Below are 14,521 nucleotides of genomic sequence, written 5' to 3' on the forward strand. Positions count from 1 at the left end.
AGCTGTCGGAGGCACCTTCGTCGTGGGGCGCCCCTGGAACGACATCGCCCTTGACGCCGCCGTCGAGGCGGTCGAGGAGGGCTACCTCAACGCGGGGCTCGTCCTCCTCGGGGAGACCCACCGTGACCCGGAGTTACGCTCGCTCCGGCTCGACGCGCTCAGCCGGGCCGCGGTCGGCAGGAGCCAGGGCATCGCCGACCTGCTCGCCGGGTCCCGCGACCGCGCCGACATCCTGCTCTGGCTTGGCCGTACGGTCATCGACGAGGCGTGGGTCATCCGGGGCGCGGGGTTCTCAGGAGAGACGGGTGAGGACCGGTTCAAGATGTTCTTCGCCACCCTGTCCGGTGCCCACGAGCCCCTCATGGAGGCCGCGAGACTGCGTCCGTACGACCCCGTGCCGTGGGAGTCCATGATCTGGTTCGCGCTGGGGATGCAGTTCGACAGGACCGAGGAGGACGAGATCTGGGAGGAGACCGTCGCCCGTTCCGCCACGCTCTTCTCCGCCCACTGGGCGAGGCTTCAGGCGCTTTCGGAGAAGTGGGGCGGTTCCCACGAGGAGATGTTCTCGCACGCCCGTGAAGCGGTGGCGCTCGCGCCCCCGGGAAATCCGCTCACCTCGATGCTGGCGCTCGCGCATCTGGAGTATCTACGCGCCGAGGAACGCCGTCTCGTGGTCGAGAACAAGATGGTGGCCTACATGAAGTTCAGCATGCGGTATTTCTCCGAGCGCGTCGTCGGAGAACTGAAGGAGGCGGAACGCCGCTGGACGGCCCACGCCACCGCGCACCCCCGCGATCTGGAGGCCCACCACCTGTTCGGGGCCGTCTTCATCCGCGAGGCCGGCACACACGACCTCGCGGCCAGGCATCTCAGGCAGGTCGGGAACCGCGTCGGGCGCGGTGCCCCGTGGAGCTATCTCGGCGACCCGGCCAAGGAGTTCGCCGCCGCGTTGCGAAGGCTCAGGATACCCCTGCCCCAACCCGGCGCCGACTGAGGGTGCACCCCTTCCCACCTGCGGTTTCATCCCTAAAATGGGAAGAGACGACCGGCTTGGGGCCGGTTGGGAAGGCGGGGTCCGATGACGGTGAACCCCTTGACGGGCGTGCTCCGCGACTGCTCCCCGTTCCCTCCCATCGCGGACTACGCGTTCCTGTCCGACTGTGAGACGACCGCCCTGGTCGCGCCGAGCGGGAACGTCGAATGGTTCTGCCTGCCGCGGATCGACTCACCCAGCGTGTTCGCCGCCATGCTGGACCGGGACGCCGGGGGCTTCCGCCTCGGTCCCGCCGACATCAGGGTTCCCTCGGCGCGGCGCTACCTGCCGGGCACCATGGTCCTGGAGACGAGCTGGGGCACGGCGACCGGCTGGATCGTCGTGCGCGACCTGCTGGTCATGGGCCCGTGGCACCACCACGACGAGCTGTCCCACACCCACCGCAGGGCGCCGACCGACTACGACGCCAGCCACGTCCTGCTGCGCACGGTGCGCTGCGTCAGCGGGGAGGTGCAGGTCACGCTGGACTGCGAGCCCATGTTCGGCTACGGCCGCACTCCCGCCCAGTGGTCCTACACCGACAGGGGCTACCACCAGGGCCTCGCCAGGGCCGAGGGAGAGAGCCTGGAGCTGCGGCTCACCACCGACATGCGGCTCGGCTTCGAGGCCACCAGGGCGACCGCGCGCACTCTGCTGAAGGAGGGCGACACCCGCTTCTGCGCGCTGACCTGGACCGTCCACGAGCCGCCCTACACCTTCGACGAGGCCTATGACAGGCTCGTGTGGACCGCCCACCACTGGCAGCACTGGCTGGCCAGGGGAGACTTCCCCGACCACCCGTGGCGGAGCTTCCTGGAGCGCAGCGCGCTGACCCTCAAGGGCCTGACCTTCGCCCCCAGCGGCGCGCTGGTCGCGGCGGCGACCACCTCCCTGCCCGAGACGCCCGGCGGCGACCGCAACTGGGACTACCGCTACAGCTGGATCAGGGACTCGACCTTCGCCCTGTGGGGCCTGTACACGCTGGGCTTCGACTGGGAGGCCGACGACTTCTTCTGGTTCATCGCCGACGTCGCCGAGCGTGGCGGGGAACTCCAGGTCATGTACGGCGTGGACGGCGAACGCGTCCTTGAGGAGCGTGTCCTCGACGACCTCACCGGCTACGAGAACTCCCGGCCCGTCCGGGTCGGCAACGACGCCTACAGCCACCGGCAGAACGACGTCTGGGGGGCGGTCCTCGACTCCTTCTACATCCACACCAGGTCGAGGGACCGCCTCGACGAGCGCATCTGGCCCGTCCTGCGGCGCCAGGTCGAGGCCGCGATCAAATACTGGCGGGAGCCCGACCGGGGCATCTGGGAGGTGCGCGGCGAACCGCAGCACTTCACCAGCTCCAAGATCATGTGCTGGGTCGCCGTGGACAGGGGCGCCCGGCTGGCCAGGCTCCGCCTGGACACCTCCCTGGCCGCGCGCTGGCGGCGGGTCGCCGACGAGATCCACGCCGACGTGTGCGCCAACGGCGTCAGCGAGCGGGGGGTCTTCACCCAGCGCTACGGCTCCGACGCCCTGGACGCCTCGCTCCTGCTCATCCCGCTGGTCGGGTTCCTGCCGCCGACCGACCCCAGGGTCCGCGACACCGTGCTGGCCATCGCCGACGAGCTGACCGTGGACGACCTGGTGCTGCGCTACCTGCCCAAGGAGACCGACGACGGCCTGACCGGGGAGGAGGGGACGTTCACGATCTGCTCGTTCTGGCTGGTCTCCGCCCTGACGGAGATCGGGGAGCACTTCAGGGCCCGCAGGCTCTGCGAGAAGGTGCTCTCCTTCGCCAGCCCGCTCGGCCTCTACGCCGAGGAGATCGACCCCCTCAGCGGGCGTCAGCTCGGGAACTTCCCCCAGGCGTTCACCCACCTGGCCCTCATCAACGCGGTCATCCACATCATCAGGGCCGAACGCGGCAGGTTCGGTGGCCGTACCTGGCGCAACCCCGCTACCGACCCGCTGTGAGACCGGGTCAGCGGGAGACGCTGAGCGGCCGGTGGGAGGGGGCGACGACGACCGGGCAGGGCGCCCCGCGCAGCAGCGCCTGACAGACCACGCCCAGCGGCAGTTCGACAGGGTCGTCCCAGCCCCGGTCCCCGACGACCACCACGTCCGCGTCCTGGGCTGCCCGCTGCAGCGCCGCGACGTGGGAGTCGTCCACGACGACGGTCTCCACGTTCACCTGGCCGTACCTCTCCTCAAGGAGCGAGACGGCCCGCCGGAAGCCGACCGTGTACTCCCGGGCGTCCCTGGCCTCCTCGGGAATCAGGCAGATCGCCCGCAGCGACGCCTTGCGCAGCCACGCCTGCTCGAACGCCAGCCGCAGCTCAAGCCGTTCCGGGGCTGTCGCGTCCACCCCGACGACCACCAGGTTCGTCGCGGGAGCGGGCCGTTCCCCGACGACGGCCACCGGGCAGTAGGCGTGCGCGGCGAGCTGGACGGCGGTCGAGCCGATCCGCAGCTCCGCGAAGCCGCCGGAGCCGCGCCTGCCGACCACGAGCAGGTCGGCGGCGCCGGACTCGCTCATCAGGACGACGGACGGCGACCCCAGGTCGAGCGAGGTCCTGACCTCGATGCGGGGGGCCAGCCTCCGTGCCAGGTCAACGCCCTTGTCGAGCACCTGACTGCCGAGGCGCCGTACGGTCTCCATGCTGGCCAGCGGGACCGGCGTCCCCTGGGACCACTGCCAGGCGTGGCAGACGACCAGCGGGGCGAACCGCAGCCTGGCCTCTTCCGCGGCCCACCTGAGGGCCCGTTCACTGGCCTCGGAGCCGTCGTACCCGGCGACCACAGGCCGCTCTTCGGCGTTGTACCGCATCGTGGTGCCTCCCCCCGTGTCCCCTGTCTCCATCCTTGTCACACTTTGCTGACCAGGGGGAACACCGCACCCGTAAAACCTCGGGGATTAGAGGGTCAGCGGTTGCGGCGTCTGCGGGAGCGCCAGCGGACGAGGGGGACCGCGAAGGCGGCCCCGACCAGCAGTGGCGCCTCGGAGCCGAGGGCCGCCGTCGCGCTCAGCGCGGGCTGGGAGAAGGTGTCGGGGATGGAGATGACACCGGCGTGCGAGAACGGCCAGACGATCACGAAGGCCCTGCCGACCACATGGTCGATCGGTACGGCGCCGCCACCGGGGTCACCCTGGTGGGCACGGGAGTCGGCGGAGACCTGCCGGTGGTCACCCATCACCCACAGGCGGCCCGGCGGGACCGTGATCTCGAACGGCGTCGTCGAGGGCTTGTTGCCCGGGAACAGGTAGGCCTTCTCCTCAAGGGGGACGCCGTTGACCGTGATGCGGTCCTGGCCGTCACAGCACTGCACCTTGTCGCCGGGGACACCGATGACCCGCTTGATGAAGTCCTTCTCGGTGGGGACCAGGCCGAAGAGGGAGCCGACCCAGTTGAGGGCGCCGGTGACCGGGTTCGAGGGCTCCTCGAAGTCGACCTCGTCCTTCCAGGAGTCGACCCCGGAGAAGACCACCACGTCACCGCGCTCGATGTCGCGCACCCGGTAGACGAGCTTGTTGACCAGGACCCGGTCGTTGACCTGGAGCGTGTTCTCCATCGATCCGGACGGGATGTAGAACGCCTGGACGATGAAGGTCTTGATCAGCAGGGCCAGCAGGAGAGCGACTACGATCATGATGGGCAGCTCCCGCCAGAGAGAGCCCTTCTTCTTGTTGCCCTTGCCGCCCCTGGCCGGCTGCTCCACGTCCTCCGCGACCACGTGCACCCCGTCCCCGGCGGGGTGGTGTGCTCCCCGCCCCGGCCTTCGATGTTTCTCGTTGACGAGACTAGATCATGCCTACATCCGGCGCTTCACGTCGAGGCGATCCCGTCTCCGACTCCGGGGAGGCGCTCGGGAGGCCGGGTAGGCTCGTTTTCCATGAGAAACCGGATCATCGCCGTCCTCGTCCTGATCGGCCTGGTCGGGACGAGCGGTCTGGCCGTCATCGCCTCCCTGTACGGCTGAGCCGTACTCAGGCGTTCACCATCGCCGTCTCGGTCACCGGGCGCTGCGCGAGGGGCTCGGGGGCGGTCGCCGAAGTGACCGCGGGGGTGGCCTTCTGCGCGGGCGGGCAGGAGCAGTAACCGTTGGTGACGATCAGGCGGCCACGCTGCGTGGTGTAGTCACGGGAGTCCGTGGTGAGAAGAACGCCCGTACAGGTATTGCACACAATCGGCTGACGATCCATGGGACGGCTTCCTTCCTGAGGGTAGCCGTCGAACGCTGGATGTCCGGCCGGCTGGCTTCTGGTTCCCCGATGGAAAGTCCTTAATCTCCCAATCGAGGCTTCTATCCTACTTCGTAGCGTAAAGTAGCTTTATATGCACGGATCGTAATATTGGATGATTTTTCATGATCTCATCCGTGTATCACGACGCCCCGCGTTGGCCATTGTGGCTTTCGAAGGTCCAGTGTGGGGGATCGAACGGTGTGACTCTGGCAACAAACCTTTTTGCCATCATCTTCCCTGTCTCGCCCCGGCTTCGAGTGGAAAATTCAGTAAACGGTCGCATATCACAAGATTGACGGCGCTCATTGCTGATCTTTGTCAGAATCCGCGCCCTTGTTGTTTCCTCAGCTAGAACCCTCAAGGAGCTCTCAGGGGGAGGCGACCGCGTCCCGGGCCTCCCGGTCCTCCTGACGAGGTGAGGTCAGCACCGGCCGCAGCAGCAGCGCGTTCGCCGCGACCGCCACGCAGACGGCCCCGAGCAGCAGCCCCCAGGCCACGTCGCTCAGGTGGTGCATGCCGCGGTACATCCGGGAGTAGGCGATCCCCAGCGGGACCGCGAGGCCGACCAGCCACCACAGCCCGTTGAGCCACCTGTGGCGGTGGGTGTGCAGGGTCAGCACCAGGGCGAGACCGCAGTAGAAGGCGACCGCGGCGCTGGTGTGCCCCGAGGGGAAGCTCGACGTGGGAGGCGCGGGGTCGAGACGCTGGACCGGGGGCCGCTCGCGCTGGGCGAAGACCGTGGCCAGCAGGAAGATCGCCGACTGGGAGAAGACGGCCAGCACCAGGAACGCCGACTCGTTCCAGCGCCGGAAGACCAGTCTGAAGGCGACCAGCAGCACGGCCGTGGCGATGATGATCGTCGGCATGTCGGACAGGCTGGTCATCCTGTCGGTGATCGTGTTCAGGATCGCCGTGCGCCCGTGGGCCAGTTCCCGGTTGACCCCTTCATCGTTGGCGGCCAGCGTGGTCGTCTCCAGGATTCTGGTGATCACCAGCCCGACGCCGATCGTCAGCGCGGTCATGATGGCCAGGGGGAGCAGGATCAGGCGCAGCGCGCCCCGGAGGTCGAAGGAGGGTTTCGCCATGGGGTCCCGGCTACCCGCGATCGCCCCGGGAGAACGCCTCCGGCTCGACCCCCTCCATGTGCGGCTCGGCGGGCCTGCGCCCCTCCTCCCGCCGCCACCGCTCGAATGCCACGGTCGTCGCCGCGGTCACCACGATGCCGAGCGCGAGCCCCGCGACCACGTCGCTGAACCAGTGGACGCCGAGCGCGACCCGCGAGTACGCCACGAAGAGCGCCAGGATCGCCGCCACCACCCACGCCGAGGCCCTGGCGGCCGGGTCCCTCAGCCGGGGCAGCAGCATCAGCACGAGCACACTCGCCCCGGTAGCCGCGGCCATCGAGTGCCCCGAGGGAAAGGACGACCCCGGAGCCCAGGAGACCGGATCGGGCATGACGGGCCTGGCCCGGTCCACGACCTCCTTGACCAGCAGGTTCAGCAGGCCACTCGCCGTGATCGTGACGACCGCCCAGATCGCCGGGCGGCGCGCCCCCCGGAACCACGCCCAGGCCGCCGCGAGGACCACCAGCGCACGCCAGGTGTTCGGCCCCAGGACCTCGGTCCACACGCTGAGCAGCCGCGCGTAGTCAGGGTCGGCCAGCACGTAGGCGTGCAGCCAGTGGGCGATGCTCTCGTCGAGGTCGCTCAGCGGCTTGAAGGAGGTCAGCACGAGCACCAGCAGCAGCACGAACGGTACGGAGAACAGCACCGCGGCCCCGACCGCGAACGTCAGCCGCATCCCCAGGCGACGGTCGGATTCCTGACTGCTTCGCTCTCTGAGTGTCCTGGCCATCATCCATCGCTACCCGAGAGACGACGGATATGCCATGGATTCGTCCCCCGCGCGACATGATCGGCGCTGTGGGCCTCACTCAGGAGCTCTTCAAGCGGCGTTCCTGCTCTCACGGCGGGTGGTCCAGCGCAACACGTCGCAGTGCCGCCGCTCGGCCTCGGCCAGGGCGGACTCGTCGAGGTAGGAGTCGAGCACCGCGCGTAACTGCGGCATCTGCTCGGCCACGTCGGTCCACGCCTGGGAGGGCTCGTCACAGCCGAGTTCGATCAACGCGTCCACGTGCGCGGCGTAGGCCGTCCACCACTGACGGCTCAGCTCGGCGAGGAACCCGCTCAGGCCGCCGAACTCTTGCTCGATGTCCGCCTCCCACCACGGAGGGACCGTGGTGTCACCGGTCTCCGCCATGTCCCTGAGCACGGTGTGCACCAGGGCGCGACGCCTACGAATGATGGTCGAACGTGACAGGATGTTCATGTCCACACCCTGCCGCCCCCAGTTTGCCGAACGCTTAACGATCTGTTGACGGCAATATACGGTGCCTGCCGGGTCTGTGACATGAGAACGGCTTGGCCGGACTCCTCACCCGGCACTAGGCTGCGAGCCGCAGATCTATCCGCCCTGTGTCCGCGGAGCCACCTCGGCGACTCAGGGGGAGCCCCATGGGCGAAGGCGTTGAATTCCGGCCGTCCGGCCGCGCGACGTGTGTCTTCGCGGGCATCCCCCGAGCGGGCATCCCCCGAGCGGGAACCACAGGACGGCGGACGCCGACACGGCAGGAACCCTCGCGGCAGGCGCCGCCGGAGGATCCCGGCGGGGGGCGCGCGGTCGCGAACCCCCCTCCCACGACCTGATCCTGTTCACGGACGATCGTCCGTCCGCAGGTCGCCGCCCATAGATCTCCCATTCCTGGGAAGTCGTAGTGCCCAGGTCAAGTAACCCAGGTCGACGCTGAAAGGCGCCACACATATGACGCACATTGATCCGGAGGCGCTGGTCGCCGGCCTGAGAAGACTCAGGACGTCCTCCCCGACCACGGGTATCGTCCAGCGGCTCGAACGGGCCGTCGACGTCGTGAACTCGCTGTTCGGCTACTCCGGCGCGGGGCTGATGTTCGCCGAGGAGGGCAAGGAACTGCGCTACCTGGTCGCGACCGACGAGCGGGGACGCAGCCTTGAGGGCGCCCAGTTGCACCTCGGACAGGGGCCGTGCGTCTCCGCCTACACGGAGAACACCGCGGTGACGGCCTTCGACGTGCGCTCCGACCCCCGCTGGCCCAAGCTCGCCGACCGGCTCCACCCCGAGGTCAGGGCCGTGGCCGGGGTCCCCGTGCGACTCGGCGGGCAGCCCGTCGGCACCCTGAACGTCTACCAGGCCAAGCCGTACGAATGGGACGAGTCAGATGTCCAGGCGCTCTACGCCTACGCGGACGTGATCGAGCAGCTGCTCACCGCCGCGATGGCCGCCGAGGAGAAGAGCGCGCTGGCCGACCAGCTCCAGTACGCCCTCGACTACCGCGTGGTCATCGAGCGCGCCATCGGCTACCTGATGGGCAAACACGACCTCACCGCGGCCCAGGCCTTCACCGGGCTGCGCAAGCAGGCCAGGGACAGCAGGCGCAGGGTGGCCGACCTCGCCGCCGAGGTGCTCGGCGAGGAGGCGGGCGAGCCACGCTGACCCCGCCCCGATCTCGTACGGCACGGCAGGGGGACTACCCTGATCGGTGATGTATCGAATCGTGTTCACGCAGGTCCTCAGCCGCATCGACCCGGAGGACATCCACCACCTGACGGTCGGCGCGCTGCGCCTGCTGTCGGCGACCCCGGTGGTCAGGCGGCTCGTCCACCGCAGGCTCGCCCCGCGCGACCCCGCCCTGCGGGTGCGGGCCTTCGGCGTGCACTTCCCCAGCCCCTTCGGGCTCGCGGCGGGGTTCGACAAGGACGCCAGGTGTGTCGAGGCCATGTCCGCGCTGGGCTTCGGCCACGTCGAGGTCGGCACGATCACCGCGCACGCCCAGCCCGGCAACGCCAGGCCCAGGCTGTTCCGCCTGGTCAGGGAGCGGGCGGTGATCAACAGGATGGGCTTCAACAATGCGGGCGCGGCCGCGGCGGCCAAGGCGCTGGGCAGGACCCGCGGGGTCCCCGTCGTGGTCGGCGTCAACATCGGCAAGACCAAGGTCGTGCCCGAGTCGCAGGCCGCCGACGACTACGTGACCAGCGCCAAGGAGCTCGCCCCGCTGGCCGACTACCTCGTGGTCAACGTCAGCTCGCCCAACACCCCCGGGCTGCGCGACCTGCAGGCCGTCGAGCTGCTGCGCCCCCTGCTGCGGGCGGTCAAGGAGGTCGCCGACGGCACGCCGAGGCGCACCCCGCTGCTCGTCAAGATCGCACCGGACCTGGCAGACGAGGACGTGGACGCCGTCGCCGACCTGGCCCTCGAACTCGACCTCGACGGCGTCATCGCCACCAACACCACGATCAGCCGCAAGGACGTGAGCAGCACCGAGACGGGCGGCCTGTCGGGGCGCCCGCTGAAGGCCCGCTCCCTTGAGGTGCTGCGCAGGCTCAGGGCGCGGGTCGGCGACCGCCTCGTGCTGGTGTCCGTGGGCGGCGTCGAGGGCGTCGACGACGTCTGGGAGCGCCTGCTGGCCGGGGCGACCCTCGTGCAGGGCTACACCGGCATGATCTACGAGGGGCCGCTGTGGGCCTGGCGGATCAACCGTGACCTGTCCCGGCGCCTGCGGAGGCACGGCGTCGCGGATGTGCGCCAGATCATCGGCCGCACCGCGGGCTGAGGTAATACCCTGGGAGGGTAAACCTCGACACCTGGAGGCGTGATGAGCCTGAGCACATACACCGTCACCGGCATGACCTGTGGCCACTGCGTGAGTTCGGTCAAGGAGGAGGTCGGTGAGGTCCCCGGCGTGACCGGCGTGGAGGTCGACCTGGCCACCGGCCGGGTGGACGTCTCCGGCGAAACCCTCGACGACGCGGCCATCCGCGCCGCCATCAAGGAGGCGGGCTACCAGGTCACATCCTGACCCGCCCCTCTTCCCGTACGGCAAGCCCCCCGGCGCCCCCCACCGCACCCGGCGCGCCCCCGCCCTCACACGCCCCCCGACCGCTCCACCCTCCCGCCGCCACGCCCACGACCACCCTCGTGGAGACCCCGGCCCCGAGAACCATGGCTCCCGGGGCCGGGCCGTACGGTCACATGCTGGGGCGGGTGGAGTCGGCGGCGTGGGTCATGCCCTCAAGGCGCTTCATGACGTCCTCGGCGTTGACGAAGCCGGGGCGGTGGCGGCGCGGGCCGGTGCCGCCGAGCTGCCACGGGCGCGGGCCCGAGAGCGGGCGATACTCGACGCCGAGAGCGTCCAGCCTGCGCAGGTGCCGTTCGAGCCGGGTGTCGAAGTCGGCTCCCGGCGCGCCCGACCAGGCGATCTCGGCCAGCGCGCAGCCCCTGGGCCAGGCCCGGTAGTCGAGTGCCCTGGCGTCGGGCAGCCGCTCGCTCCACAGTTGGAACTGCGCCCCGATCACCCGCTCCCGCTGCGCGTCCGGCCACGAGGACGGCACGGGCTCGTAGGCCAGGACGTCACCCACGGTGATGGTCTCGCCGATGGCCAGCGGCTCCTCCTCCGAGGCCACCTCCGCGTAGTCGAAGTACAGCGGGAAGACGGGGGTCTGCACGACGTCGTGCCCGGCCTGGGCGGCCCGCTGCGCCACGCCGGGGCCGCGCCAGGGCATCACGATCGTGTCGGGCCGCAGCGTGCCGCTGACGAAGGCCTCGTCCCACACCACGGCCCTGCTGCCGCGCTCGGCCAGCACGTCCGCGAGCCTGCGCAGGAACCAGGCGTGCAGGTCGCCCACGTTCTCCAGGCCGAGCTCCGCCTGGAAGGCGACGATCTCGGGGGAGGCGGCCCAGTCGTCGAGCACGCACTCGTCACCGCCGATGTGCACGTACGGCGTCTCGCCGAGCGCTCCCAGGATCTCGTCGATGACGACGGTCAGGAACTCGACGGTCGGCGGCAGCGGGGACAGGATGGCGGTCGAGATGCCCCAGCGGTCGAGCACGGTGAACGGCTCGGGGGTCCTGCCGCCGGTCGCCCGCGCGTCCAGCTCCGGATAGGCGGCCAGGATCGCGCAGGCGTGCCCCGGCACGTCGATCTCGGGCACGACCGTCACGGCCCGGGCGCGGGCGTATCCGCCGATCTCCGCCAGGTCGTCGAGCGTGTAGTAGCCGCCGTGCGGCACCCCGTCGTAGACCGGGTCGTCCTCGTGGTGGCCGACGATCGTGCGCGGCCGGTGCGAGCCGACCTCGTGCAGCCTGGGGTAGGCCCGGCTCTCGACCCGCCACCCCTGGTCGTCGACCAGGTGCAGGTGGAGCCGGTTCAGCTTGTGGACCGCCATGAGGTCGATCATCCTGAGCACCTCCCGCTTGGGCAGGAAGTGCCGCGCGACGTCCAGGTGCACCCCGCGCCACGCCAGGCGCGGCGCGTCCTTCACCGTGACCCCGGGAACGCTCCAGCTCTCACCGGGAGCCGCGCGGAAGGCCGCGTCGGGCAGGAGCTGCCGTAGCGTCTGGCCCGCGTAGAACGCTCCCTGGCGGTCACCGGCCGAGATCCGCACCCCCTGGCCCGTCACCGTGAGCGTGTAGGCCTCGTGGCCGAGCGAGGCGTCGTGCTCGACCGTGACGGCCCCGGCCTCGCCCGCCGCCGCGGGCCTCAGGTCGAGCGTGGACAGCGCGAGCCGTACGGCCCCGGCCAGGTCGGCGGGGCCCGCGACGGGAGCCCCCGGGGAGAGCTCGAACGAGCCGGTGGAGGTTTCGAAGGCGACAGGACGTGGCAGCAGCGCATTCATGCTTCAGATCATGTCAAACCGAACATGATCGCGCATTACTTGAGATAGTTCTGCAGGCCGTTCGCCAGGGAGAGGGCGGCCTTCTGCCGGAACGCCGGGCTCTGGAACTTCGCAGCGTCCCCGGCGTTGCGCATGTTGCCGCACTCGATGAAGATCTTCGGCACCGTGGACAGGTTCAGACCGCCCAGGTCGTTGCGGTAGTCGAGGGCCTGGGAGCCGATGTAGGTGGAGTAGGCCACCCCGGTGCCGGCCTTGTAGGCGTCTCGTACGGCGAGGCCGAGCTTGCTGGACGCCTTCACCACGGGGTCGACCGGCCCGTTGATCTTCTTCGGCATGATGACGTGGAAGCCGTGGCCCTTGGCGGGCGCCCCGTCGCCGTGGATGGAGATCGCCGCGTTGGCGTGGGCCTTGTTGCCGATCGCGGCCCGCTCGGTGATGCACGGCCCGACACCCGAGTTGTTCGGCCGGGTGAGCTCGACCGTGGCGCCCCTGCTCCTGAGGATCTTGGCCAGGCGCTGGGAGATGTCCCAGGTGAAGGCCGCCTCGCTGTAGCCGCTGTCGGTCGCGGTGCCGGTGGTGTCGCAGGCCTTCTTCTCGGTCAGGATGTTGACTTGCTTGTTGATCTCGGCCGGGTGCTTGTAGTTCTGCCCGTTGTGGCCCGGGTCGATGACGATGACCTTGCCCTTGAGCGGCTCCGCGGGAACGCTCCCGCCCGTCGCCGGAGTCTTGGGAGACGGGGTCGCCGTCTGCGCGGACAGCGCTGAGGCGGGTGACGCCGTACCGGAGGCGGGCCCGCCGTCCTGCGCCGGGCCCGCGCCGGTGCCGCCCGAGGTGCCGCCGCAGGCGGCGACGCCGAGGCCGCACAGAGCAAGAGTGGCCACGAGTGCTTTGCTGGTCACGCTCATCCTCCTCGAAGGAATTCGTCAACCACCCAACTTACGTGGCTCAGCACCGTGACCCCGCCGCCCCGGCCCGGCTTGGCGGTCACCAGACGCGTTCGCCCGCCTCCTGCTTCTGCAGCAGGGCGGCGAGCTCCCTGGCGTCGTCGGCGTCCAGCCCCAGGACCACACGTGGACGGCCCCAGGGATGGTCGATCGAATGGGCCACGTAGCTCGCGACGGACTCGGCGCCCGTGTCCCCGCCGCGCCCTCGGGTGGCCCGCCAGTGCGCCCACGCCCGCTCAAGCTCGGCGGCCGCGCGCTGGGCGCACGAAACCAGCTCAGGATCACGCATTGCTACCCCCTCGTCACATCGCAGTCAACACCCGCGTGTCGCCACCACGTCGAGGGTTGACCCGCTCTTGACGGGGACTTGGAACCCGCCTGGGCGTGTAACGCTCCAGGCGGGTTCCTTACGGCCGCGCGGGGCCCGTGCTGCGCCGTACGACGAGCTTGGGGGTGATCTCCCGCAGCCGCGCGGTCTTGCCCGGGTCGCCGATCCTGTCGCTCAGCAGCGACGCCGCAGAACGCCCCATCGCCCTGCGGGGCTGCTCGACGGTCGTCAGCGAGATCGGCTGGGTCCCGGCGAGGTGGACGTTGTCGTACCCGACGACCGAAAGGTCCTCCGGCACCCGCAGACCGAGCTCCGCGGCGGCTGCGAGCACCCCGATCGCCACGGTGTCGTTCGCGGCGAAGATCGCGGTGGGGCGGGGGTCGCGGGTCAGCAGCCTGCGTGCCGCCTCCGCGCCGCCCTCCTCGGTGCTCTCGCCCTGCTCGACCATGATGTACGGCGCCAGCGCGTGCCTGCGCATCGCGACCAGGTAGCCCTCGCACCGGAAACGGCCGGAGGAGAAGCGGGTGCCCTCGATGTGGGCGATCCTGCGGTGGCCGAGTTCGACGAGGTGGTCGATGGCCAGCCGTGCCCCGAGCTGGTCGTCGTCCACGACGATGTCCACGCCGCCGAGTTCGATGTCACGCTCGCCGACCACGACCGTCGGCGTGTAGCCGGTGGCCTCGACGAGCGTCTCGCTGGTCGGCGCGATGCCGAGCAGCACGAGGCCGTCCACGCGCAGTTCGAGGAACGCCTCGACCGCCTCGTCCTCGAAGGCCGGGTCCCACTGGCTGTTGCCGATGAGCAGCCGCAGCCCGTCGCCGTGCAGGCTCTCCTGCAGGCCGTCGAGGAACTCGGCGTAGAAGGGGTTGTGCAGGTCGGCGACGAGCGCCCCGACCAGGTGGGTGCGGCCCTCGACGAGGCTGCGGGCGACCGCGTTCGGCCGGTATCCGAGCTCTCTGGCCGCCTGGAGCACCGCCTGCCTCCGGTGCTCGCTGACGTGCGGCGATCCGCGCAGCACGAGCGAGACCAGTGATTTGGAGACACCGGCGCGCTCGGCCACGTTGCGGATCGTGGGCCGCGGCCGCGGCCCCGCGCCGTCCTGCAGAACGGGGTCGGCGAACTCGCGCGCTCGGGTGACGGTGGTGTTGACCGGTGGTCCTGACATGGCTCTCCCCCGGGAAGTGGTGGATGGGCACCTGTCACTCAAAACGATCGAGTCACGAATCGGGTACGGCCTGAAGGCTGTTTCCTGGATCTTTCCGCCCACTCCGGTCA

General features: G+C 70.0%; 15 protein-coding genes. 5 read left to right on the top strand and 10 right to left on the bottom strand.

All coding sequences use genetic code 11. The annotated features are described in order from the left end of the window. Positions 1-22 precede the first annotated feature (22 nt). Both FHS44_RS38200 and FHS44_RS38205 read left to right on the top strand, forming a co-directional pair. Positions 23-994 carry a hypothetical protein gene (locus tag FHS44_RS38200; RefSeq protein WP_184725126.1) on the top strand — a complete coding sequence of 324 codons (972 nt, stop codon included), beginning with the start codon at positions 23-25 and terminating at the stop codon, positions 992-994. 84 nt (positions 995-1,078) lie between these two features. Beyond that, positions 1,079-2,998, top strand: a complete 1,920-nt coding sequence (locus FHS44_RS38205) for a glycoside hydrolase family 15 protein (protein ID WP_184725128.1) — start codon at positions 1,079-1,081, stop codon at positions 2,996-2,998. 7 nt (positions 2,999-3,005) lie between these two features. Here FHS44_RS38205 and FHS44_RS38210 read toward each other — a convergent pair whose 3' ends face one another. The 6 genes from FHS44_RS38210 to FHS44_RS38235 form a co-directional block, all read right to left on the bottom strand. After that, positions 3,006-3,851, bottom strand: coding sequence for a universal stress protein (locus tag FHS44_RS38210; RefSeq protein ID WP_184725130.1), 846 nt, complete (start codon positions 3,849-3,851; stop codon positions 3,006-3,008). Between the two features lie 95 nt (positions 3,852-3,946). Beyond that, positions 3,947-4,762 carry a signal peptidase I gene (gene lepB / locus FHS44_RS38215; RefSeq protein ID WP_312863987.1) on the bottom strand — a complete coding sequence of 272 codons (816 nt, stop codon included), beginning with the start codon at positions 4,760-4,762 and terminating at the stop codon, positions 3,947-3,949. A gap of 247 nt (positions 4,763-5,009) precedes the next feature. Continuing rightward, positions 5,010-5,225, bottom strand: a complete 216-nt coding sequence (locus FHS44_RS38220; RefSeq protein ID WP_184725132.1) for a hypothetical protein — start codon at positions 5,223-5,225, stop codon at positions 5,010-5,012. Positions 5,226-5,635: 410 nt separating this feature from the next. After that, positions 5,636-6,352 (bottom strand): phosphatase PAP2 family protein, encoded by a 717-nt coding sequence (locus FHS44_RS38225; protein ID WP_184725134.1) that lies wholly within the window; start codon positions 6,350-6,352, stop codon positions 5,636-5,638. A 10-nt stretch (positions 6,353-6,362) separates the two neighbouring features. Continuing rightward, positions 6,363-7,067, bottom strand: a complete 705-nt coding sequence (locus FHS44_RS38230) for a phosphatase PAP2 family protein (RefSeq protein ID WP_184725136.1) — start codon at positions 7,065-7,067, stop codon at positions 6,363-6,365. A gap of 144 nt (positions 7,068-7,211) precedes the next feature. Beyond that, a complete protein-coding gene (locus FHS44_RS38235; protein ID WP_184725137.1) occupies positions 7,212-7,595 on the bottom strand; it encodes a hypothetical protein in 384 nt (127 codons plus the stop codon). A 492-nt stretch (positions 7,596-8,087) separates the two neighbouring features. On the opposite strand from FHS44_RS38235, the gene FHS44_RS38240 reads away from it, so the two are divergent. From FHS44_RS38240 to FHS44_RS38250, 3 genes are read left to right on the top strand one after another with little or no spacing between them, the layout of a single operon-like run. Continuing rightward, entirely contained in the window at positions 8,088-8,795 is a 708-nt protein-coding gene (locus FHS44_RS38240; RefSeq protein ID WP_184725139.1) for a GAF and ANTAR domain-containing protein, read from the top strand. A 49-nt stretch (positions 8,796-8,844) separates the two neighbouring features. Continuing rightward, entirely contained in the window at positions 8,845-9,912 is a 1,068-nt protein-coding gene (locus FHS44_RS38245) for a quinone-dependent dihydroorotate dehydrogenase (protein WP_184725141.1), read from the top strand. A 42-nt stretch (positions 9,913-9,954) separates the two neighbouring features. Next, positions 9,955-10,158, top strand: coding sequence for a heavy-metal-associated domain-containing protein (locus FHS44_RS38250; RefSeq protein WP_184725143.1), 204 nt, complete (start codon positions 9,955-9,957; stop codon positions 10,156-10,158). Positions 10,159-10,327: 169 nt separating this feature from the next. Here the strand turns inward: FHS44_RS38250 and FHS44_RS38255 are convergent, their stop codons facing one another. From FHS44_RS38255 to FHS44_RS38270, 4 genes are all read right to left on the bottom strand, one after another. After that, positions 10,328-11,974 carry a beta-N-acetylhexosaminidase gene (locus tag FHS44_RS38255; RefSeq protein ID WP_184725145.1) on the bottom strand — a complete coding sequence of 549 codons (1,647 nt, stop codon included), beginning with the start codon at positions 11,972-11,974 and terminating at the stop codon, positions 10,328-10,330. A 35-nt stretch (positions 11,975-12,009) separates the two neighbouring features. Then, positions 12,010-12,873: an N-acetylmuramoyl-L-alanine amidase gene (locus FHS44_RS38260; RefSeq protein WP_312863988.1), complete on the bottom strand. Its 864-nt coding sequence runs from the start codon at positions 12,871-12,873 to the stop codon at positions 12,010-12,012. Positions 12,874-12,958: 85 nt separating this feature from the next. Then, complete coding sequence (locus FHS44_RS38265; protein WP_184725149.1) at positions 12,959-13,207, bottom strand: hypothetical protein; 249 nt, start codon at positions 13,205-13,207, stop codon at positions 12,959-12,961. Between the two features lie 118 nt (positions 13,208-13,325). After that, entirely contained in the window at positions 13,326-14,411 is a 1,086-nt protein-coding gene (locus FHS44_RS38270; RefSeq protein ID WP_246436689.1) for a LacI family DNA-binding transcriptional regulator, read from the bottom strand. Positions 14,412-14,521 lie beyond the last annotated feature (110 nt).

It is taken from the genome of Streptosporangium saharense, assembly GCF_014203715.1.
Classification (GTDB): Bacteria; Actinomycetota; Actinomycetes; order Streptosporangiales; family Streptosporangiaceae; genus Streptosporangium; species Streptosporangium saharense.